The 25,443-nt window shown below is 59.7% G+C and carries 21 protein-coding genes; 3 read left to right on the top strand and 18 right to left on the bottom strand.

Annotated elements, in window-relative coordinates; genetic code table 11:
- Positions 1 to 2: 2 nt before the first annotated feature.
- From nuoI to ACXX9E_RS22950, 17 genes are all read right to left on the bottom strand, one after another.
- Complete coding sequence (gene nuoI / locus ACXX9E_RS23030) at positions 3 to 551, bottom strand: NADH-quinone oxidoreductase subunit NuoI (RefSeq protein ID WP_003223795.1); 549 nt, start codon at positions 549 to 551, stop codon at positions 3 to 5.
- A gap of 11 nt (positions 552 to 562) precedes the next feature.
- Entirely contained in the window at positions 563 to 1,570 is a 1,008-nt protein-coding gene (nuoH, locus tag ACXX9E_RS23025) for an NADH-quinone oxidoreductase subunit NuoH (protein ID WP_007964859.1), read from the bottom strand.
- Positions 1,567 to 4,281: an NADH-quinone oxidoreductase subunit NuoG gene (gene nuoG / locus ACXX9E_RS23020; protein ID WP_340134199.1), complete on the bottom strand. Its 2,715-nt coding sequence runs from the start codon at positions 4,279 to 4,281 to the stop codon at positions 1,567 to 1,569. Before nuoG ends, nuoH begins: the two co-directional genes overlap by 4 nt.
- A 136-nt stretch (positions 4,282 to 4,417) precedes the next feature.
- Positions 4,418 to 5,773 (bottom strand): NADH-quinone oxidoreductase subunit NuoF, encoded by a 1,356-nt coding sequence (gene nuoF, locus ACXX9E_RS23015; RefSeq protein ID WP_064586999.1) that lies wholly within the window; start codon positions 5,771 to 5,773, stop codon positions 4,418 to 4,420.
- On the bottom strand, positions 5,770 to 6,267 hold the full coding sequence (gene nuoE / locus ACXX9E_RS23010; RefSeq protein WP_003223804.1) for an NADH-quinone oxidoreductase subunit NuoE: 498 nt from the start codon (positions 6,265 to 6,267) through the stop codon (positions 5,770 to 5,772). The genes nuoF and nuoE overlap by 4 nt, the downstream gene beginning before the upstream one ends.
- 2 nt (positions 6,268 to 6,269) lie before the next feature.
- Positions 6,270 to 8,054 carry an NADH-quinone oxidoreductase subunit C/D gene (gene nuoC / locus ACXX9E_RS23005; protein WP_123462468.1) on the bottom strand — a complete coding sequence of 595 codons (1,785 nt, stop codon included), beginning with the start codon at positions 8,052 to 8,054 and terminating at the stop codon, positions 6,270 to 6,272.
- A gap of 74 nt (positions 8,055 to 8,128) precedes the next feature.
- Positions 8,129 to 8,803: a NuoB/complex I 20 kDa subunit family protein gene (locus tag ACXX9E_RS23000; protein ID WP_003223809.1), complete on the bottom strand. Its 675-nt coding sequence runs from the start codon at positions 8,801 to 8,803 to the stop codon at positions 8,129 to 8,131.
- A 10-nt stretch (positions 8,804 to 8,813) separates the two neighbouring features.
- On the bottom strand, positions 8,814 to 9,227 hold the full coding sequence (locus ACXX9E_RS22995; protein WP_003223812.1) for an NADH-quinone oxidoreductase subunit A: 414 nt from the start codon (positions 9,225 to 9,227) through the stop codon (positions 8,814 to 8,816).
- Positions 9,228 to 9,794: 567 nt separating this feature from the next.
- Entirely contained in the window at positions 9,795 to 11,120 is a 1,326-nt protein-coding gene (gene aceA, locus ACXX9E_RS22990; RefSeq protein WP_003223815.1) for an isocitrate lyase, read from the bottom strand.
- 477 nt (positions 11,121 to 11,597) lie between these two features.
- Positions 11,598 to 12,359: a secretin N-terminal domain-containing protein gene (locus ACXX9E_RS22985; protein ID WP_123462470.1), complete on the bottom strand. Its 762-nt coding sequence runs from the start codon at positions 12,357 to 12,359 to the stop codon at positions 11,598 to 11,600.
- 215 nt (positions 12,360 to 12,574) lie between these two features.
- Positions 12,575 to 13,000 carry a GNAT family N-acetyltransferase gene (locus ACXX9E_RS22980; RefSeq protein WP_095138930.1) on the bottom strand — a complete coding sequence of 142 codons (426 nt, stop codon included), beginning with the start codon at positions 12,998 to 13,000 and terminating at the stop codon, positions 12,575 to 12,577.
- Positions 12,993 to 14,162, bottom strand: coding sequence for a ribosomal protein uL16 3-hydroxylase (locus ACXX9E_RS22975; protein WP_123462472.1), 1,170 nt, complete (start codon positions 14,160 to 14,162; stop codon positions 12,993 to 12,995). The genes ACXX9E_RS22980 and ACXX9E_RS22975 overlap by 8 nt, the downstream gene beginning before the upstream one ends.
- An 86-nt stretch (positions 14,163 to 14,248) precedes the next feature.
- Complete coding sequence (gene purB, locus ACXX9E_RS22970) at positions 14,249 to 15,619, bottom strand: adenylosuccinate lyase (protein ID WP_016987412.1); 1,371 nt, start codon at positions 15,617 to 15,619, stop codon at positions 14,249 to 14,251.
- A gap of 126 nt (positions 15,620 to 15,745) precedes the next feature.
- Positions 15,746 to 16,369: a high frequency lysogenization protein HflD gene (gene hflD, locus ACXX9E_RS22965; RefSeq protein ID WP_123462474.1), complete on the bottom strand. Its 624-nt coding sequence runs from the start codon at positions 16,367 to 16,369 to the stop codon at positions 15,746 to 15,748.
- Positions 16,366 to 17,490, bottom strand: a complete 1,125-nt coding sequence (mnmA, locus tag ACXX9E_RS22960; protein ID WP_128614943.1) for a tRNA 2-thiouridine(34) synthase MnmA — start codon at positions 17,488 to 17,490, stop codon at positions 16,366 to 16,368. The genes hflD and mnmA overlap by 4 nt, the downstream gene beginning before the upstream one ends.
- Positions 17,491 to 17,549: 59 nt before the next feature.
- The gene (locus ACXX9E_RS22955) at positions 17,550 to 17,996 is read right to left on the bottom strand and encodes an NUDIX hydrolase (protein WP_128614942.1); all 447 of its coding nucleotides are present in this window, start codon (positions 17,994 to 17,996) and stop codon (positions 17,550 to 17,552) included.
- Between the two features lie 204 nt (positions 17,997 to 18,200).
- Positions 18,201 to 20,426 carry an NADP-dependent isocitrate dehydrogenase gene (locus tag ACXX9E_RS22950; protein ID WP_123462478.1) on the bottom strand — a complete coding sequence of 742 codons (2,226 nt, stop codon included), beginning with the start codon at positions 20,424 to 20,426 and terminating at the stop codon, positions 18,201 to 18,203.
- A gap of 481 nt (positions 20,427 to 20,907) precedes the next feature.
- On the opposite strand from ACXX9E_RS22950, the gene icd reads away from it, so the two are divergent.
- The gene (gene icd, locus ACXX9E_RS22945; RefSeq protein WP_034155137.1) at positions 20,908 to 22,164 is read left to right on the top strand and encodes an NADP-dependent isocitrate dehydrogenase; all 1,257 of its coding nucleotides are present in this window, start codon (positions 20,908 to 20,910) and stop codon (positions 22,162 to 22,164) included.
- A gap of 79 nt (positions 22,165 to 22,243) precedes the next feature.
- On the opposite strand, the gene ACXX9E_RS22940 is transcribed toward icd, so the two are convergent.
- Complete coding sequence (locus ACXX9E_RS22940; RefSeq protein WP_458556251.1) at positions 22,244 to 22,525, bottom strand: cold shock domain-containing protein; 282 nt, start codon at positions 22,523 to 22,525, stop codon at positions 22,244 to 22,246.
- A 223-nt stretch (positions 22,526 to 22,748) separates the two neighbouring features.
- Between ACXX9E_RS22940 and clpS the strand changes: the two genes are divergently transcribed.
- Together clpS and clpA are read left to right on the top strand one after the other, a co-directional pair.
- Positions 22,749 to 23,132, top strand: coding sequence for an ATP-dependent Clp protease adapter ClpS (gene clpS, locus ACXX9E_RS22935; protein ID WP_016987405.1), 384 nt, complete (start codon positions 22,749 to 22,751; stop codon positions 23,130 to 23,132).
- A 30-nt stretch (positions 23,133 to 23,162) separates the two neighbouring features.
- Positions 23,163 to 25,433, top strand: coding sequence for an ATP-dependent Clp protease ATP-binding subunit ClpA (clpA, locus tag ACXX9E_RS22930; protein WP_097088113.1), 2,271 nt, complete (start codon positions 23,163 to 23,165; stop codon positions 25,431 to 25,433).
- The last annotated feature ends 10 nt before the right edge of the window (positions 25,434 to 25,443 follow it).

Raw genomic sequence — 25,443 nt, 5'->3', positions numbered from 1 at the left:
CCTTAAGGCAGCAAGCTCTTCACGTTGATCGGTTCGGCTTCGTTCTGCGCAGAGCCTTTCGGCTTGCCAGCGATTGCCATACCTGCAACACGATAGAAGTTGTAATCAGGGTTTTTGCCGGGGCCGGAGATCAGCAGATCTTCTTTCTCGTACACCAGGTCCTGACGTTTGAACTCGGCCATCTCGAAATCCGGGGTCAGCTGGATTGCGGTGGTCGGACAGGCTTCCTCGCAGAGACCGCAGAAAATGCAGCGCGAGAAGTTGATACGGAAGAAGTCCGGGTACCAGCGACCGTCTTCGGTTTCAGCTTTCTGCAGCGAGATGCAACCCACCGGGCAAGCCACGGCGCACAGGTTGCAGGCTACGCAACGTTCTTCGCCATCGGGGTCACGGGTCAGGACGATGCGACCACGGTAGCGTGGTGGCAGGTAGACCGGCTCTTCCGGGTATTGCAGGGTGTCGCGCTTGCGGAAGCCATGGCCGAAGACCATGACCAGGCTGCGCAACTGGGTACCAGTACCCTTAACGATGTCGCCAATATATTTGAACATGGGTCAAATCCTCACTGAACCGCAACCGCAGGTGTGTTCCACAACACAACCGCAGCGGTTATCAGCAAATTGATCAGGGTCAGTGGCAGGCAGAATTTCCAGCTGAAATCCATCACCTGGTCATAACGCGGACGCGGAATGGAAGCGCGCAGCAGGATGAACAGCATGATGAAGAACGCGGTCTTCAGTGCGAACCAGACGAAGGACAGTTGCGGCAGGATGCCGAACGGACCGTGCCAGCCACCGAAGAACAGGGTGACCAGCAGCGCCGAGATCAGGATGATGCCGATGTATTCACCGACGAAGAACATGCCCCATTTCATACCGGCGTATTCAATGTGGTAACCGTCGGCCAGTTCCTGTTCCGCTTCCGGCTGGTCGAACGGGTGACGGTGAGTCACGGCCACGCCAGCGATGAAGAAGGTACAGAAGCCGAAGAACTGCGGAATGATGAACCACAGGTTCTGCGCCTGGTACTCGACGATGTCGCGCATGTTGAACGAGCCGACCTGCACCACGATGCCCATCAGGGCCAGGCCCATGAACACTTCGTAGGACACGGTCTGCGCCGAGGCACGCAAGCTGCCGAGCAGGGCGAACTTGTTGTTACTCGACCAGCCGGCGAACAGCACCGCGTAGACCGACAGACCGGCCATGGCGAAGAAGAACAGCAGGCCGATGTTCAGATCCGCGACGCCCCAGGTCGGGGTGATCGGGATGATCGCGAAGGCGATCAGCAGGGCGGACATGGCCACCACCGGTGCCAGGGTGAAGATCACCTTGTCGGCAAACGGCGGGGTCCAGTCTTCCTTGAAGAACATCTTCAGCATGTCGGCGGCGATCTGGAACATGCCGAACGGGCCAACGCGATTCGGACCGTAACGGTCCTGCCACCAGCCCAGCAGGCGACGCTCGACAAAGCTGAGCAACGCGCCTGCGACCACAACGGCCAGCAGGATCACGATGGCTTTGATGACCGTCAGGATCACGTCGATCACTTCAGGGGTGAACCAGGTCATTGCGCTGCCTCCTGCAGACCGTCGACGGACACGCCGGCGAATGCCGGTGGAATGCCGGCGATGCCCGCAGGCAAGGCCACCAGACCCGCGCCCAGTTCTTCATTAATGCGCAGCGGCAGACGCAGGGTCTGACCGGCCACGTTCAGGCTCAGCAGGGCACCGTCGTTGACGCCCAGGCGATCCGCTTCGGATTTGGCCAGTGCCACGTATGGAGCCGGGATGCGCTCTTGCACCGGCGCAGCTTTCGACGAAGTCTCGTCGCTGCCGAACAAGTGGTAGAACGGCACGGCTTGCCAGGTGCCCGGCGCCGGATTGAACGCACGCGGAGCGGCAGCGAACCAGTTCAGCGAGTCGCCCGTGCTTTCGATCAGGCGGGTGCCCGGGTCGCCAGCGCGCAGGTGACCACCGACTTCGTCCTGGAACTTGTTCCACGCTTGTGGCGAGTTCCAGCCCGGCGACCAGGCGAATGGCACTTGCTGACGTGGTTCAGCCGAACCCGAGTAACCTTCCATGGAGAAGGCGAACGCGGTGTCTTGGTCTTGCGGGGTACGCGGTTCGTGAACGCTGATGTCGGCGCGCATCGCGGTGCGACCGGAATAACGCAGCGGCTCACGCGCCAGTTTCAGACCCTTGATGCGGAACGCGGCCGATGGGGCTGCGTCGACGATACGCGCCAGTTGCTCGGTGCTCGAGGCAACGGCAGCGGTGACGTGGTCGAGTTGCGTCCAGTCGATCGGCTGGTTCAGCAGGGTCGAGCGCAGGGCGTGCAGCCAGCGCCAGCCTTCGTGAACCAGGATGCTCGCATCCATGTATTGCGGATCGAAAACCTGGAAGAAGCGCTGGGCGCGACCTTCCTGGCTGACCAGCGTACCGTCGCCTTCAGCGAAGCTCGCGGCTGGCAGAACCAGTTGCGCGCGGTCGGTGGTGGCGGTCTTCTGGTGGTCGGCAACGATCACCACTTGCGCAGCGTTCAGGGCTGCGTCGACCTTGGCTTTCGAGGTGCGGGTGTACAGATCGTTTTCCAGCACGACGATGGCGTCGGCCTTGCCGTCGATCACGGCTTGCAGCGCTGCGTCGACCGATTCGCCACCGAGCATGGCCAGGCCAAGGCTGTTGGCTTCCGGCACGATCAGGCTGATCGAACCGTTTTTCTCGCGCAGCTTCAGGGCTTTGGCGATGTTCGCCGCCGCTTCGATCAGCGCTTTCGAACCCAGCGAAGTACCGGCGATGATCAGCGGACGCTTGGCCGCGAGCAGGGCGTCGGCGATGCGCTTGGCCAGTTCCAGGGCTTCGGCGTCCAGACCTTCAACGGCCGGGGCGCTGGCGTCCAGCGCGTGAGCAACGGCGAAACCGATGCGCGCCAGGTCATCCGGAGCGGCGTGTACGCATTCTTCGGCGATGTCGTCGAGCTTGGTTTCAGCGAGGCTGGCGATGAACAGCGGGTTCAGTTCGTGCTGACCGATGTTCTTCACCGCCGCGTCGAGCCACGGCTGAACGCGCATGGCTTCGGCCATGTCTTCAGCCTTGCCCTTGACCGACTGACGCAGGGCCAGGGCCATACGCGCAGCAGTCTGGGTCAGGTCTTCACCGAGGACGAAGATCGCGTCGTGGTCTTCGATGTCGCGCATGTTCGGCACGGGCAGCGGGCTGTCTTTCAGCACTTGCAGGACCAGACGGATGCGCTCCAGCTCGGACGCTTCGATACCCGAGTAGAAATGCTCGGCGCCGACCAGCTCACGCAATGCGTAGTTGCTTTCGAGGCTGGCACGCGGCGAACCGATACCGACGATATTGCGCCCGCGCAGCAGATCGGCAGCCTTGTCCAGCGCCTGATCCAGGCCCAGCTTGGTGCCGTCGGCCAGCATTGGCTGACGTGGACGGTCGGTGCGGTTGACGTAGCCATAACCGAAACGGCCACGGTCGCACAGGAAGTACTGGTTCACCGAACCGTTGAAACGGTTTTCGATGCGACGCAGCTCGCCGTAACGCTCGCCCGGGGAGATGTTGCAACCGCTGGAGCAGCCATGGCAGATGCTCGGCGAGAACTGCATGTCCCACTTGCGGTTGTAACGCTCGGAGTGCGTCTTGTCGGTGAACACACCGGTCGGGCAGACCTCGGTGAGGTTGCCGGAGAACTCGCTTTCGAGGGTGCCGTCTTCAACGCGACCGAAGTACACGTTGTCGTGGGCACCGAACACACCGAGGTCGGTGCCGCCAGCGTAATCCTTGTAGAAACGCACACAGCGGTAGCAAGCGATGCAGCGGTTCATTTCGTGGGAAATGAACGGGCCCAGTTGCTGGTTCTGGTGGGTGCGTTTGGTGAAGCGATAACGGCGCTCGTTGTGGCCGGTCATCACGGTCATGTCTTGCAGGTGGCAGTGACCGCCTTCCTCGCACACCGGGCAGTCGTGCGGGTGGTTGGTCATCAGCCATTCGACAACACTGGCGCGGAACGCCTTGGATTCTTCATCGTCGATGGAGATCCAGGTGTTGTCGGTGGCAGGCGTCATGCAGGACATGACGATGCGACCACGGGTGTCGTTCTCGTCGGTGTACTGCTTGACCGCGCACTGGCGGCAAGCCCCGACGCTACCAAGCGCGGGGTGCCAGCAGAAATAAGGGATGTCGAGGCCCAGCGACAGACATGCCTGTAACAGGTTGTCTGCCCCGTCGACTTCGAGCGCTTTGCCGTCTACGTGGATAGTGGCCATGGTTCAAAGTTCTTCGTTGGCCCGGTGTCAGCGGGCGTGGCTAATGGAATCTTGTTATTCGTCCGAATCCAGTCAGCCCCGAAAGGCGTCATCGGACGAAAGGCGAAGGGCACGGACCCTTCGCCTTTTTAAGCGTTTACGCGCCGACTACGATCGGCCTTGCCAGAGGCGGGACGGCGGCGCTTGCAGGCGCGATACCGGCTTCGAACTCTGGACGGAAGTATTTGATGGCACTGCCCAAAGGCTCCACGGCACCCGGTGCGTGAGCACAGAAGGTCTTGCCTGGGCCGAGGAAGCCGACCAGACCCAGCAGGGTCTCGATGTCGCCTGGCTGACCGCGGCCTTCTTCGATGGCCATCAAGAGCTTGACGCTCCATGGCAGGCCATCACGGCACGGGGTGCAGAAGCCGCAGGATTCGCGGGCGAAGAACTGCTCCATGTTGCGCAGCAGCGACACCATGTTGACGCTGTCGTCCACCGCCATCGCCAGGCCGGTACCCATCCGGGTGCCCACTTTGGCGATGCCGCCGGCGTACATCTGTGCGTCGAGGTGTTCTGGCAACAGGAAACCGGTACCGGCACCGCCTGGCTGCCAGGCCTTGAGTTTGTAACCGTCGCGCATGCCGCCGGCGTAGTCTTCGAACAGCTCGCGAGCGGTCACGCCGAATGGCAGTTCCCACAGGCCAGGGTTCTTGACCTTGCCGGAGAAGCCCATGAGCTTGGTGCCCATGTCTTCGCTGCCTTCGCGGGCCAACGATTTGTACCAGTCAACGCCGTCGGCAATGATCGCCGGCACGTTGCACAGGGTTTCCACGTTGTTCACGCAGGTCGGCTTGCCCCACACGCCCACGGCGGCAGGGAAGGGCGGCTTGGAGCGCGGGTTGGCGCGGCGGCCTTCGAGGGAGTTGATCAGTGCGGTTTCTTCACCGCAGATGTAACGCCCGGCGCCGGTGTGGACGAACAGCTCGAAATCGAAGCCGCTGCCCAGAATGTTTTTACCCAAAAGGCCAGCAGCCTTGGCTTCTTCCACGGCACGGTTGAGGTGCTTGGCGGCGGTGGTGTACTCGCCACGCAGGAAGATGTAGCCACGGTAGGTTTTCAGGGCGCGGGCACTGATCAGCATGCCTTCGATCAGCAGATGGGGCAGTTGCTCCATCAGCATGCGGTCTTTCCAGGTGTTCGGCTCCATCTCGTCCGCGTTGCACAGCAAGTAGCGGATGTTGATGGATTCGTCCTTGGGCATCAGGCCCCACTTCACGCCCGTGGGGAAGCCTGCACCGCCGCGACCTTTCAAGCCTGCGTCCTTCACGGTCTGGACGATGTCGTCCTGAGCCATGTCGGCGAAGGCCTTGCGCGCAGCGGCGTAACCGTTCTTGGCCTGGTATTCGTCGAGCCACACGGCTTCGCCGTCGTCACGCAGACGCCAGGTCAGCGGGTGAGTCTCGGCCGAACGCTTGATGCGGTTGGCAGGACCGAAAGATGTCAGGGTCATACGTAGCCCTCGAGCAGTTTGGCCACGCCGGCAGGCTGCACGTCGCCAAAGGTGTCGTCGTCGATCATCAGCGCCGGTGCCTTGTCGCAGTTGCCGAGGCAGCAGACAGGCAGCAGGGTGAAACGACCGTCGGCGGTGGTCTGACCCAGGCCGATGCCCAGATTGTTCTGGATTTCGCTGACCACCGACTCGTGGCCGCCGATGTAGCAGACCATGCTGTCGCAGACGCGAATGATGTGGCGGCCGACCGGCTGACGGAAGATCTGGCTATAGAACGTCGCCACGCCTTCAACGTCGCTGGCCGGGATGCCGAGGATCTCGCCGATCGCGTACAGGGCGCCATCCGGCACCCAGCCGCGTTCCTTCTGAACGATCTTCAGGGCTTCGATCGACGCCGCGCGCGGGTCTTCGTAGTGATGCAGCTCGTGCTCGATGGCCGAGCGCTCGGTTTCACTCAAGGTGAAACGGTCTGTCTGGATAAGCGTGCTGTTCATGCTTAGCGGTCCACGTCGGCCATAACGAAGTCGATACTACCCAGGTACGCAATCAAGTCCGCGACCATGCTGCCTTTGATCACCGAAGGGATCTGCTGCAGGTGCGGGAAGCTCGGAGTACGGATCCGGGTACGGTAGCTCATGGTGCCGCCGTCGCTCGTCAGGTAATAACTGTTGATGCCCTTGGTCGCTTCGATCATCTGGAAGGATTCGTTGGCCGGCATGACCGGGCCCCACGAAACCTGCAGGAAGTGCGTGATCAGGGTTTCGATGTGCTGCAGCGTGCGCTCTTTCGGCGGCGGCGTGGTCAGCGGGTGATCCGCCTTGTACGGGCCTTCCGGCATGTTGCGCATGCACTGGTCGATGATCTTGATGCTCTGGCGCATCTCTTCGACGCGGACCATGCAGCGGTCGTAGGCATCGCCGTTGGCAGCCAGCGGTACTTCGAACTCGAAGTTCTCGTAGCCGGAGTACGGACGCGCCTTACGCAGGTCGAAGTCGCAACCGGTCGAACGCAGGCCGGCACCGGTGACGCCCCATTCCAGGGCCTCTTTGGTGTTGTACTGGGCAACGCCGATGGTACGACCCTTGAGGATGCTGTTCTGCAGGGCGGCCTTGGTGTACTCGTCGAGGCGTTTTGGCAGCCACTCAACGAAGTCTTTCACCAGTTTTTCCCAGCCGCGCGGCAGATCGTGCGCGACGCCGCCGATGCGGTACCAGGCCGGGTGCAGGCGGAAACCGGTAATGGCTTCGATCACCGTGTACGCCTTCTGGCGGTCGGTGAAGGTGAAGAACACCGGAGTCATCGCACCAACGTCCTGAATGTAGGTGCCCAGGAACAGCAGGTGGCTGGTGATCCGGAAGAACTCGGCCATCATGATGCGGATGACGTCGACCTTTTCGGGCACCTTGATGCCGGCCAGCTTCTCGACCGAGAGCACGTACGGCAGGTTGTTCATCACGCCGCCGAGGTAGTCGATACGGTCGGTGTACGGGATGAAGCTGTGCCACGACTGACGCTCGGCCATCTTCTCGGCACCACGGTGGTGGTAACCGATGTCCGGCACGCAGTCGACGATCTCTTCACCGTCCAGTTGCAGGATGATGCGGAACGCACCGTGCGCGGAAGGGTGGTTCGGGCCCAGGTTGAGGAACATGTAGTCCTCGTTGGCACCGGAACGCTTCATGCCCCAGTCTTCAGGACGGAAGCGCGCGGCTTCTTCCTCAAGCTGTTGCTTGGCGAGGTTGAGGCTGAACGGATCGAATTCGGTGGCGCGCGCCGGGAAGTCCTTGCGCAGCGGGTGACCTTCCCAGGTCGGCGGCATCATGATGCGCGACAGGTGCGGGTGGCCTTTGAAGTCGATGCCGTACATGTCCCAGACTTCACGCTCGTACCAGTTGGCGTTCGGCCAGATGCTGGTGACGGTCGGCAAGCTCAGGTCGCTTTCGGACAAGGCGACTTTGATCATCACGTCACTATTACGCTCGAGCGACATGAGGTGATAGAACACGGTGAAGTCGGCGCCCGATGGCAGCCCTTGACGCTTGGTGCGCAGACGCTCGTCCACGCCGTGCAGGTCATAGAGCATGACGTACGGCTTGGGCAGGTTGCGCAGGAAGGTCAGGACTTCGACAAGTTTGGCGCGCGCCACCCACAGCACCGGCATGCCGGTGCGGGTCGACTGAGCGGTGAACGCTTCGGCGCCAAAACGGTTGTTCAATTCGACGACCACATCCTGGTCGTCTGCCTTATAAGGCGGGATGTACAGAGCGCTGCCTGTAGTCATGGTTATTTTTTCGCTTTCGGTCAACGTAAAGAATGAAGCCAGCTTCTCGTTTCTTTTGTAAGAACAGATCTGGATCAGACTTCGTCAGGGCTGCGCAGGTTGGTGACTGCGATTCGCTGTTCGCGGCGCTGTTCTTTCTGCGAAGGCATGTCGGCGCGATAAACGCCTTGATCACCAACGACCCAGGACAGTGGGCGACGCTCCTGGCCAATCGATTCCTGCAACAGCATCAAGCCTTGCAGAAATGCTTCTGGACGGGGCGGGCAGCCAGGTACGTAGACGTCCACGGGCAGGAACTTGTCCACCCCTTGAACTACGGAGTAGATGTCGTACATGCCACCGGAGTTGGCGCACGAACCCATGGAGATTACCCACTTCGGCTCGAGCATCTGCTCGTAGAGACGCTGAATGATCGGCGCCATCTTGATGAAGCAGGTACCGGCGATAACCATGAAGTCGGCCTGACGCGGTGATGCCCGGATAACTTCGGCGCCGAAGCGCGCGATGTCGTGGGGCGCCGTGAAGGCGGTGGTCATTTCCACGTAGCAGCACGAAAGGCCGAAGTTGTACGGCCACAGGGAGTTTTTACGCCCCCAGTTGACCGCGCCACTCAGCACGTCTTCGAGCTTGCCCATGAAAATGTTTTTGTGGACTTGATCCTCTAACGGATCGGAAACGGTTTCCCGTTCGCCAATCGGATACTGCTCGTTAGGAGCATCGGGGTCGATTCTGGTGAGATTGTATTGCATTGCCAAAGCCTCATTGTTTCAGCTTCGCCTGCCGCTTGCGACGAGCTTCCGGAGCCCAGTCAAGGGCGCCCACTCGGAACAGGTAGACAAGACCTGCCAACAGAATTGCTATGAAAACGAGAGCTTCGACGAATCCGGTCCAGCCGCTTTCGCGGACGGACACAGACCATGCAAAGAGAAAGAGGGCTTCGATATCGAAGATCACGAACAGCATCGCGACCAGATAGAATTTGGCTGAGAGCCGCAAGCGGGCGCCACCGGTAGGTAGCATGCCGGACTCGAACGGTTCGTTTTTGCTGCGGCCCCAGGCTTTTGACCCGAGGAGGCTGGAGACGCCGAGCATGAAGGCACACAGGCCGACTACACCCAGAAGGAAAATGGCAAAGCCCCAGTTGTGGGCCATGAGTCCTGTCGCTTCGGGCATGCTGGTAATCCTTAACAGAGAGCAAAGGTCTCTGAGCTTGATAAAGAAATAAGGCAGTGACGATATGTCGCAGCAATCAATCGCGCTGATTTTATGGCTAAACACCCTGCAAGTAAAATTCCTATAGCGAAATTATTTATTGGAATAAGGACATAGCGCACCTCCAATGCCCTGCAGCCCATGCATTGCGGGCATTAGCCGGGTTTGTGTGAATTATGTTTTGTAGGAAATGTAACGAACATAGTTGCTGCTAAATGATAATTGATATCGTTTGGAGTGCTTTTGTAACTGTTTAGCGGTGCAGTAAACAGAAAGTTGTCTTATATGCCTGTTACTGCAAGTAGCGGTGGCGTCCGTTTTAGCGGATTTTTCTGACATCTGTACCGCTCTGGATCAATGTTTTCTCCGGACGACACCGATCCCTGCAGGCTCACTCCTACAGGGATTTGTGGTGGTCATTGAATCCTGGGCAAAAAAACGCCCCGAACCAGTCGGGGCGTCAGTCTTGCGGCTTTGCGGTTAGCTTTCTATACGATCCGCAAAGGCCGTTTGCTCAGCGAAGCAGAATCAGTGGAACTGTTCTTCTTCGGTCGAACCGGTCAGCGCGGTCACCGAGGACGAGCCACCCTGAATCACGGTGGTCATGTCGTCGAAGTAGCCGGTGCCCACTTCCTGCTGGTGAGCCACGAAGGTGTAACCCTTGGCGGCGTCGGCGAATTCCTGCTCCTGCAGCTTCACGTAGGCAGTCATGTCGTTGCGGGCGTAGTCGTGCGCCAGGTTGAACATGCTGTGCCACATGTTGTGAATGCCGGCCAGGGTGATGAACTGGTGCTTGTAACCCATGGCGGACAGTTCGCGCTGGAACTTGGCGATGGTCGCGTCGTCCAGGTTTTTCTTCCAGTTGAAGGAAGGCGAGCAGTTGTATGACAGCAGTTGGTCCGGGTATTCCTTTTTGATCGCTTCAGCGAAGCGACGGGCTTCTTCCAGATCCGGCTTGGCGGTTTCGCACCAGATCAGGTCGGCATACGGCGCGTAAGCCAGGCCACGGGCGATCGCTTGGTCCAGGCCAGCGCGAACCTTGTAGAAACCTTCCTGAGTACGCTCGCCAGTCACGAACGGCTGGTCGTACGGGTCGCAGTCGGAAGTCAGCAGGTCAGCCGCGTTGGCGTCGGTACGAGCCAGAATGATGGTCGGAGTACCGGCAACGTCGGCAGCCAGACGGGCAGCGGTCAGCTTCTGTACGGCTTCCTGAGTTGGAACCAGTACTTTGCCGCCCATGTGGCCGCACTTCTTCACGGAAGCCAGCTGGTCTTCGAAGTGAACGCCGGCGGCGCCTGCTTCGATCATGCTCTTCATCAGCTCGTAGGCGTTCAGAACGCCGCCGAAACCGGCTTCGGCGTCAGCCACGATTGGCGCGAAGTAGTCGATGTAGCCTTCGTCGCCCGGGTTCTTGCCGGCTTTCCACTGGATCTGGTCAGCGCGACGGAACGAGTTGTTGATGCGCTTGACCACGGTTGGCACTGAGTCCACCGGGTACAGCGACTGGTCCGGGTACATGGATTCGGCGGAGTTGTTGTCCGCAGCCACTTGCCAGCCCGACAGGTAGATCGCCTGGATACCGGCCTTGACTTGCTGAACAGCCTGGCCGCCGGTCAGGGCGCCCATGCAGTTGACGAAATCTTTCTCTGGGCGGAAGGACGGCTTGGCACCCTGGGTGACCAGGTTCCACAGCTTCTCGGCGCCCATTTTCGCGAAAGTGTGCTCAGGTTGAACCGAGCCACGCAGACGGACGACGTCAGCAGCGGAATAAGTGCGAGTCACGCCTTTCCAGCGCGGGTTTTCAGCCCAGTCTTTTTCAAGGGCTGCAATTTGCTGTTCGCGTGTCAGTGCCATGGAGATAAACCTCGTCGCGTCTTTATGAAAAGTTGTTCTGCGGTGGAAAATTCCTGCGCTCGCTGACCAGAAGCTTAGGTGGTCAAGTCGGGTTCGGCGGGGGAGGCGACGGGATGAACGATGGGCTCGAGGGGAAAGTGAGCAGGTAAAGGCGAACTGGCGGGCGCAATCGGGGCGTCGTGGGCCTTTCATACGAACTGCAGTGTGGTGCCGGGTTACCTAATAACGCTTCCGTCCCTCGGGACAACTTCGTTCCAGTCGACAACCTCGTCAAACACACCTTGTGGGCGGTATAGACACGAAGCGGTTCGCGGGGTAGGTGCGAACGTCGCTTCGAAGGCCCTTGCCAGGGCCTCTGATTAGCGGGAGCGAGGCCATCATGCCTTTGCTTTTTTGCCTCGTCAAACGTTTTGTAGTGCTTTTTTTCAAGCACTACATCTTTGGTCTAATACGACTAATCAGTCAGTTTTCGGTGCTTTAGTCCAGCGCGTCGACTTTGACCCGCAAGGTCATGTCATCCCGGCCTTGAGTCGAGTAGCTGCGGGTCAGGCCCTGTTGGTCGGCCTGAGTCTGGCGATTGACGCCGGCGAGGGTGATCCATTCGCCGAGGCGTCCGCTGACGGTTGTGTCGGTGCTTTGCACGTTCACTACATCGGGACGTTCCTGGCTCATGCGGTCACGGTTGGTACTGATTGCCAGGTGAACGATGTCGCCGGTGACGCTGGCCGTCACGTAAAAACCCTGGGTGACGTTGCGATATTGCGTCTGGCTGCTGTAATCGCCATAGGAGTTGGTCTGGCTGCTGGTGATCGGCACGCTCTGGCCAACCTGGATCAGCGCCGGCATGCCGTCGGTGGCCTGTACCTGCTGCACGCCGCCGTCGCGGCTGGCGGTGCTGCGGCTGATGATCCGGGTCTGGTTCGGCGGCGCGCCGTTGACCGAGTAGCCTTCATCGCCACGGCCGTTGTTTTCGTTGGTGTCGACCGTGATCAACAAGCGTTTGGGTGCAGTGTCGAGTTGGGTGACCAGCGCCTTGAGCTCCTGAATCTTGTCCGGCTCGGCCTTGATGATCAGTTGATTGCCATAGGCGCTGACCTGGCCGTCCTTGCCGATGAAGTCTTGTGCCATCGGCAGCATGTCGGCGCTGGTGCGGTACTTGAGGGGCACGATTTCTGTGGCTGCCATCACCGACAGGCTGCAACCGAGCAGCAGGGTGGTGAGCAGGGTGCGTAGGGACATGTCCGTTATCTCCGCTTTCGAAAGGCTTGATATTGCCAGTTTGTCGGCCTGCGGTGGTGCAAGTTGAATCGTAGACAGCAAAACGCCCCGGCATCGGCGGATGTCGGGGCGTTTTGTGGTGTGCTTGCGAGCCTCTTCGCGAGCAGGCTCATTCCTACAGGGAATCGCATTTCAATTGTAGGAGTGAGCCTGCTCGCGATCGCCGCGCCGCGGTCTCAAGCCGAATGGCGAACCATATCGACATGCGGAATCCCGGCTTCAAGGAATTCCTCACTGACCAGGCTAAAGCCCAAGCGCTCATAGAACGCCGTGGCCTGTACCTGCGCACTGAGCATCTGCTGCTGCAGGCCTCGCGCTTCAGCTTCAGCAATCACCGCTTGCATCAGCGCATCGCCAACCTTCATCCCGCGCCAGTCTTTCAGCACGGATACCCGGCCAATGTGCCCGTCGGGCAACAGGCGCGCAGTGCCAATCGGAAAGTCGCCTTCAAACGCCAGAAAATGCACGGCGGTCGCGTCATCCGCGTCCCATTCCAGCTCGGGTGGCACCGATTGTTCGGCGATGAACACCGTTTCACGAATGCGCCGGATCTCGGCGATGTCCTTCTGCCAGTCTGCGACACGTACGCGAATCTTATTCATCGGCGAACCCCAGGCTGCCTTGCTTGACCAGTTCGCACAGCAGGCCGCGACCGTCTTCGTCGTCCAGCCAGTCGCCGAGGTTGTCGGTGTGCAGGGCGTCGGCGGCGCAGATCAGCTTCAGCAGTTCGCGCAGTTTGCCCGGCAGATAACGGCTCTGGCCGCTGGCGAACAGCAGCAGGTCGTCATCGACTTCCGACCAGGCCAGGCGCGCGCTCGGGTTGCGGATCAGTACCGCGCCATCCTGCAGCGCAGCGAGGAAGTCTTCTTCTTCAACTTCTTCCGGGCCCACCACCAGTTCCGGATAGCGCGGCTCGGTCATGTACTGGCCGAACCAGGTCAGCAGCAGACGCTCGTCGCTCATGTGCTCGGCGAGCAGGGCTTTCAGGCGATCCAGTGCGTCGTGTTGAATCTGATGCGGGTCAGCGGCCGGTTGCGCGTCGGCATCGGTGTAGCGCTCTTCGTCAGTCAGGAACTGGCTGAGGAAGTCGGTGAAGTGGGTCAGCACTTCAGAAGCGCTCGGTGCGCGGAAACCGACCGAGTAGGTCATGCAGTTGTCGACCGCGACACCGCAATGGGCCAGACGGGGCGGCAGGTAGAGCATGTCGCCCGGCTCCAGTACCCACTCTTCGGTTTCGTGGAATTCGGCGAGGATGCGCAGGTCGGCGTGTTGCAGCAGCGGGCTCTCGGAATCGCACATCTGGCCGATTTTCCAGTTGCGCTTGCCGTGGCCTTGCAGCAGGAACACGTCGTAGTTGTCGAAGTGCGGACCGACGCTGCCACCCGGGGCGGCGAAGCTGATCATCACGTCATCGACGCGCCAGCTCGGCAGGAAGCGGAAGTTTTCCAGCAGTTCGCTGACTTCCGGGACGAACTGGTCAACGGCCTGCACCAGCAGGGTCCACTCTTTTTCCGGCAGCTTGCTGAATTCGTCTTCGGCAAACGGGCCGCGACGCAGTTCCCATGGGCGCTCGCCGTGTTCGATCACCAGACGCGATTCGACTTCTTCTTCCAGGGCCAGGCCGGCCAGTTCGTCGGCGTCGATCGGGCTTTCGAAGTCAGGAATCGCCTGACGGATCAGCAGTGGCTTTTTCTGCCAGTAGTCGCGCAGGAATTCGCGTGCTGTAAGGCCGCCCAGAAGTTGAAGAGGAATATCGGAATTCATATGTAACCTATTGAAAAAAAGCACTTTTCAGACGGGAATAAAAACGCCCGGCGCGGCCGGGCGTCTCAAACGGATCAAGCGGTCGATCAGATGCGTTTGGCTTGCGCTACAGCGTTGCCGATGTAGTTGGCCGGGGTCAGTTGCTTGAGCTCGGCTTTCGCTTGCGCTGGCATGTCCAGGCCGTCGATGAAAGTCTGCAACGCTTCAGGGCTGATGCCCTTGCCGCGGGTCAGTTCTTTCAGCTTCTCGTACGGGTTTTCGATGTTGTAGCGGCGCATCACGGTCTGGATCGGCTCAGCCAGGACTTCCCAGCATGCGTCGAGATCAGCGGCAATCTTCTGCTCGTTGAGCTCCAGCTTGCTGATGCCTTTGAGGCTGGCTTCGTACGCGATCACGCTGTGGGCGAAGCCGACACCGAGGTTGCGCAGTACGGTGGAGTCGGTCAGGTCGCGCTGCCAGCGGGAAATCGGCAGTTTGCTCGCCAGGTGCTGGAACAGGGCGTTGGCGATACCCAGGTTGCCTTCGGAGTTTTCGAAGTCGATCGGGTTGACCTTGTGCGGCATGGTCGACGAACCGATTTCGCCCGCGATGGTGCGCTGCTTGAAATAACCCAGGGAGATGTAGCCCCAGATGTCGCGGTCGAAGTCGATCAGGATGGTGTTGAAGCGCGCAATGGCGTCGAACAGCTCGGCGATGTAGTCGTGCGGTTCGATCTGCGTGGTGTACGGGTTGAAGCCCAGGCCCAGTTCGTCTTCGATGAAGGCGCGGGCATTGGCTTCCCAGTCGATCTGCGGGTAGGCCGACAGGTGTGCGTTGTAGTTGCCGACAGCACCGTTGATTTTGCCCAGCAGCGGTACGGCAGCGACTTGAGCGATCTGACGCTCGAGACGGTACACCACGTTCGCCAGCTCTTTACCCAAAGTCGTCGGGGAGGCCGGTTGACCGTGGGTGCGCGACAGCATTGGCACGTCAGCGAAACGGATCGCCAGTTCGCGGATGGCATTGGCGGTCTGGCGCATCAGCGGCAGCATCACGTCGTCACGGCCTTCGCGCAGCATCAGGGCGTGGGACAGGTTGTTGATGTCTTCGCTGGTGCAGGCAAAGTGGATGAACTCGCTGACCTTGGCCAGCTCCGGCAGCTTGGCCGCCTGCTCCTTGAGCAGGTATTCGATCGCCTTGACGTCGTGGTTGGTGGTGCGCTCGATCTCTTTGACGCGCTCGGCGTGCTCCAGCGAGAAGTTTTCAGCCAGTTCATTGAGAACGGCGTTGGCCTCGGCGGAGAAGGCTGGCACTTCCGGGATACCGGCGTGGGCGGCCAGGCGCTGGAGCCAGCGCACTTCAACCAGGACGCGGGCACGGATCAGGCCGTACTCGCTGAAAATCGGGCGCAGGGCCTGGGTTTTGCCGGCGTAGCGGCCGTCAACAGGGGAAACCGCAGTGAGCGAAGAGAGCTGCATGGGGTGTTCTCGGACAGTCGGGCAACGAAATGGGGCGCGTATCATACATGAAAAATCCGCCGGTCCGTTGCCAACTGACCGGCGTATTACGCGCTACAGACTACAAAACTTTTATTGCGCGACGATTTACTCGCTGCGCATCAACGGATACAGCTCTTTGAGCAGCTTGCGCCGGCTGATCACCAACTGCCAGCGGTGCCCGCCAAGCTGACGCCACAGGCGCGCCGAACGGATGCCGGCGAGCAGCAGGGCGCGGATCTTCGAGGCGTTGCTCGGTTGCTGCAGGTTGCGCATGTCGCCGTGCACTTGAATGCGTTGGCGCAAGGTACTCAGGGTGTCCTGATACAGCGCGCCGCATGCGGCGACCACGTTTTCGTGGGCCGGGCCGAAGTGTTCGACCTGCGACTGGATCTGCGGCAGGCGCTTGCCGATGGTGTCGAGCATGTCGCCACGCTTGGCCAGTTGCCGCTCCAGGCCGAGCATCGACAGCGCATAACGCAACGGCTCGCGCTGCAAGGTGCTCGGGTCGCGTTCAAGGGCGCCGATCAACGCACGATAGCCTTCGCGCAGATTGATGTCGTCGCCGCCGTATACGTCGAGCGTGTCCTTGGGGTCGCGTACCAGCAGGCTGCCGAGCATGCAGCTCAGGCCGGCCTCGTTGGTCTGGCCGGTCTTGGCGATGCGGTCAACCAGCACGGCGGCGAGAAACACGCCGCCCAGCGCGGTCAGTTGCTCCTGGGTCGGGCTCATGCCTGGCCGCTCCACGGCTCGGCGACTTCGATCACGCCGCCACCGAGGCAGATTTCACCGTCGTAGAACACCACGGACTGGCCTGGAGTGACCGCACGTTGCGGTTCGTCGAACACGGCGCGGTAGCCGCTGGCGGTTTTTTCCAGGGTGCAGGCCTGGTCGCTCTGGCGATAACGCACTTTGGCGGTGAGGCGCAGCGGCTGGCTCAGGTCGATCGGGTTGACCCAATAGATTTCCGAAGCGAGCAGGGCGCTGGAGAACAGCCACGGATGGTTGTTGCCCTGGCCGACGATCAGCTCGTTGGTGTCCAGGTCCTTGCGCAGCACGTACCACGGCTCGTCGCCGGCGTCTTTCAAGCCGCCGATACCGAGGCCCTGGCGCTGACCGATGGTGTGGTACATCAAGCCGTGGTGACGGCCGATGACGTCGCCTTCGGTGGTCTTGATTTCGCCCGGTTGCGCCGGCAGGTATTGCTTGAGGAAGTCGCTGAAGCGGCGTTCGCCAATAAAGCAGATCCCGGTGGAATCCTTCTTCTTGGCGGTCGCCAGCTCGTATTTCTCGGCAATCGCGCGGACTTCAGGCTTCTCCAGCTCACCGACCGGGAACAGGGTCTTGGCAATCTGTTCGCCGCCGACGGCGTGCAGGAAGTAGCTCTGATCCTTGTTCGGGTCGAGGCCCTTTAGCAGTTCGGTGCGGCCTTCGATGTCGCGGCGACGCACGTAGTGGCCGGTAGCAATCAGGTCGGCGCCGAGCATCATGGCGTAGTCGAGAAACGCCTTGAACTTGATCTCGCGGTTGCACAGGATGTCCGGGTTCGGCGTACGGCCGGCCTTGTATTCGGCGAGGAAGTGCTCGAACACGTTGTCCCAGTATTCGGCGGCGAAGTTGGCGGTGTGCAGCTTGATACCGATTTTGTCGCAGACAGCCTGGGCATCCGCCAGGTCGTCCATGGCGGTGCAGTACTCCGTTCCGTCGTCTTCTTCCCAGTTCTTCATGAACAGGCCTTCCACCTCGTAACCCTGCTCGATCAGCAGGAGAGCGGAAACGGAAGAGTCCACGCCGCCGGACATGCCGACAATGACGCGCTTCTTGGATGTGTCAGAAGGGGCTGGATCACGCATAGGGATTCAATGAGTGTCTTGAAAAAGGACGCGATTCTATCAGGCTCACGGCCTCAAGGCTAAAGAGAAGGGCGGATCAGTTCGAGACTGAAGTGATGACCGGCCAGATAATCGTCGATGCAGCGGATGATCAGCTCGCTGCGCCAGTTGTCGCGCTGGGCGATTAATTCGCTGCGGGTCAACCACTTGGCGCCGACGATGCCATCGTCCAGTTGGTAGTCCGGGTGGTGTTTCACCGCTTTGGCGCTGAAGCACACACGCTGGTAAGTCACGCCGTTGCTCGGCGCGGTGTACAGGTAAATGCCAATCACGCCGGTGGGTTCGACGTCCCAGCCGGTCTCTTCGAGGGTTTCGCGCACGGCGGCGTCGATCAGGGTTTCGTCCGGGTCGAGGTGACCGGCGGGTTGGTTCAGCACGTTACGCCCGGCCTTGTGCTCTTCGACCATCAGGAAGCGGCCGTTGTCCTCGACGATGGTGGCGACGGTGATGTGGGGGAGCCATTCCATGAGTATACCTCGGTGTTGAATATTGAAACCCGAACCCTGTGGGAGCTGGCTTGCCAGCGATAGCAATGGATCAGTCACATCAATGTTGAATGATAAACCGCCATCGCTGGCAAGCCAGCTCCCACAGGGTTTTGTGGTGATCATAAAGCCCGGAAACACAAACCCCGGCACAAGGCCGGGGTTTGTGATGTTCCCTTTACAACCTTAAACCAGCGCAGCAATCGCCGCGTTGAAGGTTGCGCTTGGGCGCATGGCCTTGCTGATCAGCTCGGCATCGGCGTGGTAGTAACCACCGATGTCCACTGGCTTGCCCTGAACGGCGTTGAGCTCGGCAACGATGGTCGCCTCGTTCTCGGTCAGGGTTTTGGCCAGGGTCGCGAACTGCGCTTGCAGTGCAGCGTCTTCGGTCTGGGCGGCCAGGGCCTGAGCCCAGTACAGCGCCAGGTAGAAGTGGCTGCCGCGGTTGTCGATGTTGCCGACTTTGCGCGATGGCGACTTGTTGTTGTCGAGGAACTGGCCAGTGGCCTGATCCAGGGTTTTCGACAGCACCAGCGCTTTCGGGTTGTTGTAGTTCACACCCAGGTGCTCAAGGGACGCTGCCAGTGCGAGGAACTCGCCCAGCGAATCCCAGCGCAGGAAGTTCTCTTCAACCAGTTGCTGCACGTGCTTCGGTGCCGAACCGCCGGCGCCGGTTTCGAACAGGCCACCGCCGTTCATCAGCGGCACGATCGACAGCATCTTGGCGCTGGTGCCCAGTTCCATGATCGGGAACAGGTCGGTCAGGTAGTCGCGCAGGACGTTGCCGGTCACCGAAATGGTGTCCTTGCCTTCGCGAGTGCGCTGCAGGGTGTACTTCATGGCATCGACCGGCGCCATGATCTGGATGTCCAGACCGGCAGTGTCGTGATCCTTCAGGTAAGCCTGAACTTTCTCGATCACCACGCCGTCGTGGGCGCGCATCGGGTCCAGCCAGAAGATCGCCGGGGTGCTGCTGGCGCGAGCACGGTTGACGGCCAGTTTGACCCAGTCCTGGATCGGCGCGTCTTTGGTCTGGCACATGCGGAAGATGTCGCCGGCTTCAACAGCCTGCTCCATCAGCAGCTTGCCCTTGCTGTCGGTCACGCGAACCACGCCGTCAGCCTTGATCTGGAAGGTCTTGTCGTGCGAACCGTACTCTTCGGCTTTCTTCGCCATCAGGCCTACGTTTGGCACGCTGCCCATGGTGGTCGGATCGAACGCACCGTTGGCTTTGCAATCTTCGATCACGGCCTGGTAGATGGTCGCGTAGCAACGATCCGGGATCACTGCCTTGGTGTCGTGCAGCTGACCGTCGGTGCCCCACATCTTGCCGGAGTCACGGATCATCGCTGGCATCGAGGCGTCGACGATAACGTCGCTCGGCACGTGCAGGTTGGTGATGCCTTTGTCGGAGTTGACCATCGCCAGCGCAGGGCGAGCGGCGTAGACCGCTGCCATGTCGGCTTCGATCTGTGCTTGCTGCTCGGCCGGCAGGGCCTTGATGCGTGCGTACAGGTCGCCGATGCCGTTGTTCAGGTTGAAGCCGATCTGGGCCAGCACGTCAGCGTGCTTGGTCAGGGCGTCTTTATAGAACTCGGCAACGATCTGGCCGAACATGATCGGGTCGGAAACCTTCATCATGGTCGCTTTCAGGTGCACCGACAGCAGCACGCCTTGGGCCTTGGCGCTGTCGATTTCAGCGGCGATGAATGCGCGCAGAGCGTTTTTGCTCATTACGGCGCAGTCGAGGATCTCGCCGGCCTGAACGCTGGTTTTTTCTTTCAGAACGGTAGCAGTACCGTCCTTGGCGATCAGCTCGATCTTCACGGCGTCAGCGGCGTCGATCAGGGCAGCTTTTTCGCTGCCGTAGAAATCGCCGGTGCTCATGTGAGCCACGTGGGACTTGGAGTCTTTGGCCCAGGCGCCCATTTTGTGCGGGTGCTTGCGCGCATAGTTTTTAACCGACAGCGGAGCGCGACGGTCGGAGTTGCCTTCACGCAGAACCGGGTTCACGGCGCTGCCCTTGACCTTGTCGTAACGCGCCTTGGCTTCTTTCTCGGCATCGTTGGTCACGGCTTCCGGGTAGTCCGGCAGGTTGTAACCCTGGGCTTGCAGCTCTTTGATCGCGGCTTGCAGCTGTGGCACCGAAGCACTGATGTTCGGCAGCTTGATGATGTTGGCTTCAGGCGTAACGGCCAGGTCGCCCAGTTCGGCGAGGTGGTCGGCTACGGCTTTGTCGCCCAGTTGCTCGGGGAAGCTGGCCAGAATACGTGCTGCAAGAGAGATATCGCGGGTTTCCACGGCGATATCGGCCGAGGCGGTGTAAGCCTCGATGATCGGCAGCAGGGAATAGGTGGCGAGGGCTGGAGCTTCGTCGGTGAAGGTATAGATGATCTTCGAGCGGGTGGGCATATTCGGATTAACTCTCTCTTCTTTGCTAAAGCGTGCGCAGAAACTCGAGGGGCGCCGGGTAAGCGCGTTCGTTCAAAGTCATCCATGAACCGAATGTCGAGATTCTTCGCGGTGATGTTGGGTGCATCAGTAGAGCGTCAAGCAGTCGGACTGCGGTAACAACCCGACCAATCAGGCGGAAAGTCTCGTGCTAGAGAGGCCAGCCGTCGTGACCCTTTGGTCAGCGGGCGCCATTATACATAGGTAGCTGGCAATCTGCCGATGGTTCATATGCAACGATTCTCGTCCATTGGTCTAAAGGTCGCAGGGCGGGGTGGGGCGTAGAGTCGTCGCGAATGCTTGAGTTTGGCGCTTTTCCCTTTGCTTTCAGGCTTGTACGAAACGAGATGTAGGCGCGCCACGAACAGAGGGTTTGCGTGTTGATTTAACTGGGTTACGCTCGAACCAAGCCAGATGTTCAATCCAAACAATGGAGTTCAGCATGGGTTACAAGAAGATTCAGGTTCCAGCCGTCGGCGACAAAATCACCGTCAATGCAGACCATTCTCTCAATGTTCCTGATAACCCGATCATCCCCTTCATCGAAGGTGACGGCATTGGTGTCGACATCAGTCCGGTGATGATCAAGGTGGTCGATGCTGCAGTTCAAAAGGCATACGGCGGTAAACGCAAGATTTCCTGGATGGAAGTCTACGCCGGGGAAAAAGCCACTCAGGTTTACGATCAGGATACCTGGCTGCCTCAGGAAACCCTGGATGCAGTCAAGGATTACGTGGTTTCCATCAAAGGCCCGCTGACCACTCCCGTCGGTGGCGGCATCCGCTCGCTGAACGTGGCCCTGCGTCAGCAACTCGACTTGTACGTTTGCCTGCGCCCGGTGCGCTGGTTCGAAGGTGTGCCAAGCCCGGTTAAAAAGCCTGGCGACGTCGACATGACCATCTTCCGCGAGAACTCCGAAGACATCTACGCTGGCATCGAGTGGAAGGCCGGTTCGCCGGAAGCCACCAAGGTCATCAAATTCCTTAAAGAAGAAATGGGCGTCACCAAGATCCGTTTCGACGAAAACTGCGGTATCGGCGTCAAGCCGGTTTCGCTGGAAGGCACCAAGCGTCTGGCGCGCAAGGCTCTGCAATATGTGGTCGATAACGACCGCGATTCGCTGACCATTGTGCACAAAGGCAACATCATGAAGTTCACCGAAGGTGCCTTCAAAGAGTGGGCCTATGAAGTGGCGGCCGAAGAATTCGGAGCGACCCTGCTCGACGGTGGCCCGTGGATGCAGTTCAAGAATCCGAAAACCGGCAAGAACGTTGTGGTCAAGGATGCCATCGCCGATGCCATGCTCCAGCAGATCCTGCTACGCCCGGCCGAATACGATGTAATCGCGACCCTGAACCTCAACGGCGACTACCTCTCCGATGCCCTGGCGGCGGAAGTGGGGGGTATCGGCATTGCACCGGGCGCCAACCTGTCCGACACCGTGGCGATGTTCGAAGCGACCCACGGCACCGCGCCGAAGTACGCCGGCAAGGACCAGGTCAATCCGGGTTCGCTGATTCTCTCGGCGGAAATGATGCTGCGTCACATGGGCTGGACTGAGGCGGCGGATCTGATCATCAAGGGCACCAACGGCGCCATTGGTGCGAAAACCGTGACCTATGACTTCGAACGTCTGATGGACGGGGCCAAGCTGGTTTCGTCTTCGGGCTTCGGTGATGCGCTGATTTCGCATATGTAAATGAAAGCGGCTGTAACCAAAAATGCCCGGCTCGAGTGATCGAGCCGGGCGTTTTTTTCTGGCAGGTGATTCAGTCGAGTCAGCTGGTTACCGATTGCTGCTGGACGGCAGTCGAGACGGCGCCTCCCACGGTCTCGACGCTTTCAATCTTGGTCGCATGCAGGCCTTTGGGGCCTTGCACAATCTCAAACCTGACGGCTTGCCCTGCCTTGAGGGTTCTGTACCCGCCCATCTCGATGGCGGAGTAATGCGCAAAGAAGTCGATCTCTTTGCCATCCTCATCGCGGCCTTCACGGGCATCGGTATTGATAAAGCCGAATCCCTTGGCATTGTTGAACCACTTGACCTTGCCGACAGCCATGCTCAAATCCCTCTGCACCAGACTCCATCGCTGGAGTATCATCCAATTCATCCGCAATCTAATCCGTAAAAGAATTGACTCCGCGGATCTTTTTTACCCACTGTGGGCTCTATTGGTTGTAACACCGTTTTCCCGATAGTCAAGGTGACCGGGCAGTCGAAGTTGAAAACGTGGACAGCCGCCCCCACCACTGTATTTGCACAACTGAAGAACCTTTCTTTCCATGCATGCAATCAGCCAGATTCGACTAACATTCAATCAGGATCGCCCGCTTCTCCAAAAGGATCTTCCAGAGGAGCACGACGACGATTCGGCAGGCGTTGCTGTTCAGGAAGCAAAGCCTGCGTTACAGGCGCCGCCGATGTACAAGGTGGTTTTGTTTAATGATGACTACACACCGATGGATTTCGTCGTCGAAGTGCTCGAGGTGTTTTTTAACCTGAATCGCGAGCTGGCGACCAAGGTCATGCTGGCCGTCCACACAGAAGGACGGGCAGTATGTGGAGTGTTTACCCGCGACATCGCCGAGACAAAGGCCATGCAGGTCAACCAGTACGCCAGGGAAAGCCAGCATCCGCTACTCTGTGAAATCGAGAAGGACGGTTAATCGCCGACCACTTGGGTATGAGGTGAAGCTATGTTAAACCGCGAGCTCGAAGTCACCCTCAATCTAGCCTTCAAGGAGGCTCGTTCGAAGCGTCATGAATTCATGACCGTCGAACACCTTTTGCTGGCCCTATTGGACAATGAGGCTGCCGCCACCGTTTTGCGTGCCTGCGGCGCAAACCTCGACAAACTCAAGCATGACCTGCAGGAGTTCATCGACTCCACCACGCCATTGATCCCCGTTCATGACGAAGATCGCGAAACCCAGCCAACCCTGGGCTTCCAGCGTGTACTGCAACGTGCTGTTTTCCACGTACAGAGCTCGGGCAAACGCGAAGTAACCGGCGCTAACGTGCTGGTTGCAATCTTCAGTGAGCAAGAGAGTCAGGCCGTGTTCCTGCTGAAACAGCAGAGCGTGGCGCGCATTGATGTCGTCAACTACATCGCTCACGGCATTTCCAAAGTGCCGGGGCATGGCGATCACTCTGAAGGTGAACAAGATATGCAGGACGACGAGGGCGGTGAGTCTTCTTCTTCAGGCAATCCTCTGGATGCTTATGCCAGCAACCTCAACGAACTTGCGCGCCAGGGTCGCATTGACCCGCTGGTCGGCCGCGAAATGGAAGTCGAGCGTGTGGCGCAGATTCTTGCGCGCCGGCGTAAAAACAATCCGCTGCTGGTCGGCGAGGCGGGCGTGGGTAAAACCGCGATTGCCGAAGGTCTGGCCAAGCGCATTGTCGACAACCAGGTGCCGGACCTGCTGGCCAACAGCGTCGTGTATTCCCTCGACCTCGGTGCTCTGCTCGCGGGCACCAAGTATCGCGGCGATTTCGAGAAGCGCTTCAAGGCGCTGCTCAATGAACTGAAAAAACGTCCGCAGGCGATCCTGTTCATCGACGAAATCCACACCATCATCGGTGCGGGTGCTGCGTCCGGTGGCGTGATGGATGCCTCGAACCTGCTCAAGCCATTGCTCTCGTCTGGTGACATTCGTTGCATCGGTTCGACCACGTTCCAGGAATTCCGCGGCATCTTCGAGAAGGATCGTGCCTTGGCGCGTCGCTTCCAGAAAGTCGACGTGGTCGAGCCGTCGGTGGAAGACACCATCGGTATCCTGCGTGGCCTGAAAGGGCGTTTCGAGCAGCACCACAATATCGAGTACAGCGATGAGTCGTTGCGCGCCGCTGCTGAACTGGCATCGCGCTACATCAATGACCGGCACATGCCGGACAAGGCCATCGACGTGATCGACGAGGCGGGCGCCTACCAGCGTCTGCAACCGGTCGAGATGCGCGTCAAGCGTATCGAAGTGCCGCAGGTCGAAGACATTGTGGCGAAAATCGCGCGGATTCCGCCAAAACACGTCACCAGTTCCGACAAGGAACTGCTGCGTAACCTGGAGCGCGACCTGAAGCTGACGGTGTTTGGTCAGGACGCAGCGATCGACTCGCTGTCGACTGCGATCAAGCTGTCGCGTGCCGGGCTCAAGTCGCCTGACAAGCCAGTCGGTTCATTCCTGTTCGCAGGCCCTACCGGTGTCGGTAAAACCGAGGCCGCGCGGCAATTGGCCAAGGCCTTGGGGATCGAGCTGGTGCGCTTCGACATGTCCGAATACATGGAGCGTCACACCGTATCGCGTCTGATTGGTGCGCCTCCGGGTTATGTCGGGTTCGATCAGGGCGGTCTGTTGACCGAAGCGATCACCAAGCAGCCGCACTGCGTGTTGTTGCTCGATGAAATCGAGAAGGCGCACCCCGAAGTCTTCAACCTGCTGTTGCAGGTAATGGACCACGGTACGCTGACCGACAATAACGGGCGCAAGGCGGACTTCCGCAACGTGATCGTGATCATGACCACTAACGCCGGTGCCGAAACGGCGGCGCGTGCTTCGATCGGTTTCACCCATCAGGACCACTCGTCTGATGCGATGGAAGTGATCAAGAAGAGCTTTACGCCGGAGTTCCGTAACCGTCTGGACACCATTATCCAGTTTGGTCGCCTCAGTCATGAGGTCATCAAAAGCGTGGTGGACAAGTTCCTTACCGAGCTTCAGGCGCAGCTGGAAGACAAGCGTGTGCTGCTTGAGGTCACTGATGCCGCGCGTAGTTGGCTGGCGGCGGGTGGTTATGATTCGGCGATGGGCGCACGTCCGATGGCGCGTCTGATCCAGGACAAGATCAAGCGTCCGCTGGCGGAGGAGATTCTGTTTGGCGAGCTGGCCGAGCATGGCGGTGTGGTGCACATCGACATCAAGGATGGTGAGTTGACGTTTGACTTCGAGACGACGGCAGAAATGGCCTGACGGCCTTGGA

This window comes from Pseudomonas sp. GNP014, from assembly GCF_054344005.1.
The sequence above is the reverse complement of the archived record's forward strand: the minus strand, read 5'-3'. Positions and strand labels throughout refer to the sequence as shown.

Bases quoted from the DNA above. Each gene is read 5' to 3' on its own strand.
- nuoI (WP_003223795.1), bottom strand. From the start codon at position 551: ATGTTCAAATATATTGGCGACATCGTTAAGGGTACTGGTACCCAGTTG.
- nuoH (WP_007964859.1), bottom strand. From the start codon at position 1,570: ATGACCTGGTTCACCCCTGAAGTGATCGACGTGATCCTGACGGTCATC.
- nuoG (WP_340134199.1), bottom strand. From the start codon at position 4,281: ATGGCCACTATCCACGTAGACGGCAAAGCGCTCGAAGTCGACGGGGCA.
- nuoF (WP_064586999.1), bottom strand. From the start codon at position 5,773: ATGACCCTGACATCTTTCGGTCCTGCCAACCGCATCAAGCGTTCGGCC.
- nuoE (WP_003223804.1), bottom strand. From the start codon at position 6,267: ATGAACAGCACGCTTATCCAGACAGACCGTTTCACCTTGAGTGAAACC.
- nuoC (WP_123462468.1), bottom strand. From the start codon at position 8,054: ATGACTACAGGCAGCGCTCTGTACATCCCGCCTTATAAGGCAGACGAC.
- ACXX9E_RS23000 (WP_003223809.1), bottom strand. From the start codon at position 8,803: ATGCAATACAATCTCACCAGAATCGACCCCGATGCTCCTAACGAGCAG.
- ACXX9E_RS22995 (WP_003223812.1), bottom strand. From the start codon at position 9,227: ATGCCCGAAGCGACAGGACTCATGGCCCACAACTGGGGCTTTGCCATT.
- aceA (WP_003223815.1), bottom strand. From the start codon at position 11,120: ATGGCACTGACACGCGAACAGCAAATTGCAGCCCTTGAAAAAGACTGG.
- ACXX9E_RS22985 (WP_123462470.1), bottom strand. From the start codon at position 12,359: ATGTCCCTACGCACCCTGCTCACCACCCTGCTGCTCGGTTGCAGCCTG.
- ACXX9E_RS22980 (WP_095138930.1), bottom strand. From the start codon at position 13,000: ATGAATAAGATTCGCGTACGTGTCGCAGACTGGCAGAAGGACATCGCC.
- ACXX9E_RS22975 (WP_123462472.1), bottom strand. From the start codon at position 14,162: ATGAATTCCGATATTCCTCTTCAACTTCTGGGCGGCCTTACAGCACGC.
- purB (WP_016987412.1), bottom strand. From the start codon at position 15,619: ATGCAGCTCTCTTCGCTCACTGCGGTTTCCCCTGTTGACGGCCGCTAC.
- hflD (WP_123462474.1), bottom strand. From the start codon at position 16,369: ATGAGCCCGACCCAGGAGCAACTGACCGCGCTGGGCGGCGTGTTTCTC.
- mnmA (WP_128614943.1), bottom strand. From the start codon at position 17,490: ATGCGTGATCCAGCCCCTTCTGACACATCCAAGAAGCGCGTCATTGTC.
- ACXX9E_RS22955 (WP_128614942.1), bottom strand. From the start codon at position 17,996: ATGGAATGGCTCCCCCACATCACCGTCGCCACCATCGTCGAGGACAAC.
- ACXX9E_RS22950 (WP_123462478.1), bottom strand. From the start codon at position 20,426: ATGCCCACCCGCTCGAAGATCATCTATACCTTCACCGACGAAGCTCCA.
- icd (WP_034155137.1), top strand. From the start codon at position 20,908: ATGGGTTACAAGAAGATTCAGGTTCCAGCCGTCGGCGACAAAATCACC.
- ACXX9E_RS22940 (WP_458556251.1), bottom strand. From the start codon at position 22,525: ATGGCTGTCGGCAAGGTCAAGTGGTTCAACAATGCCAAGGGATTCGGC.
- clpS (WP_016987405.1), top strand. From the start codon at position 22,749: ATGCATGCAATCAGCCAGATTCGACTAACATTCAATCAGGATCGCCCG.
- clpA (WP_097088113.1), top strand. From the start codon at position 23,163: ATGTTAAACCGCGAGCTCGAAGTCACCCTCAATCTAGCCTTCAAGGAG.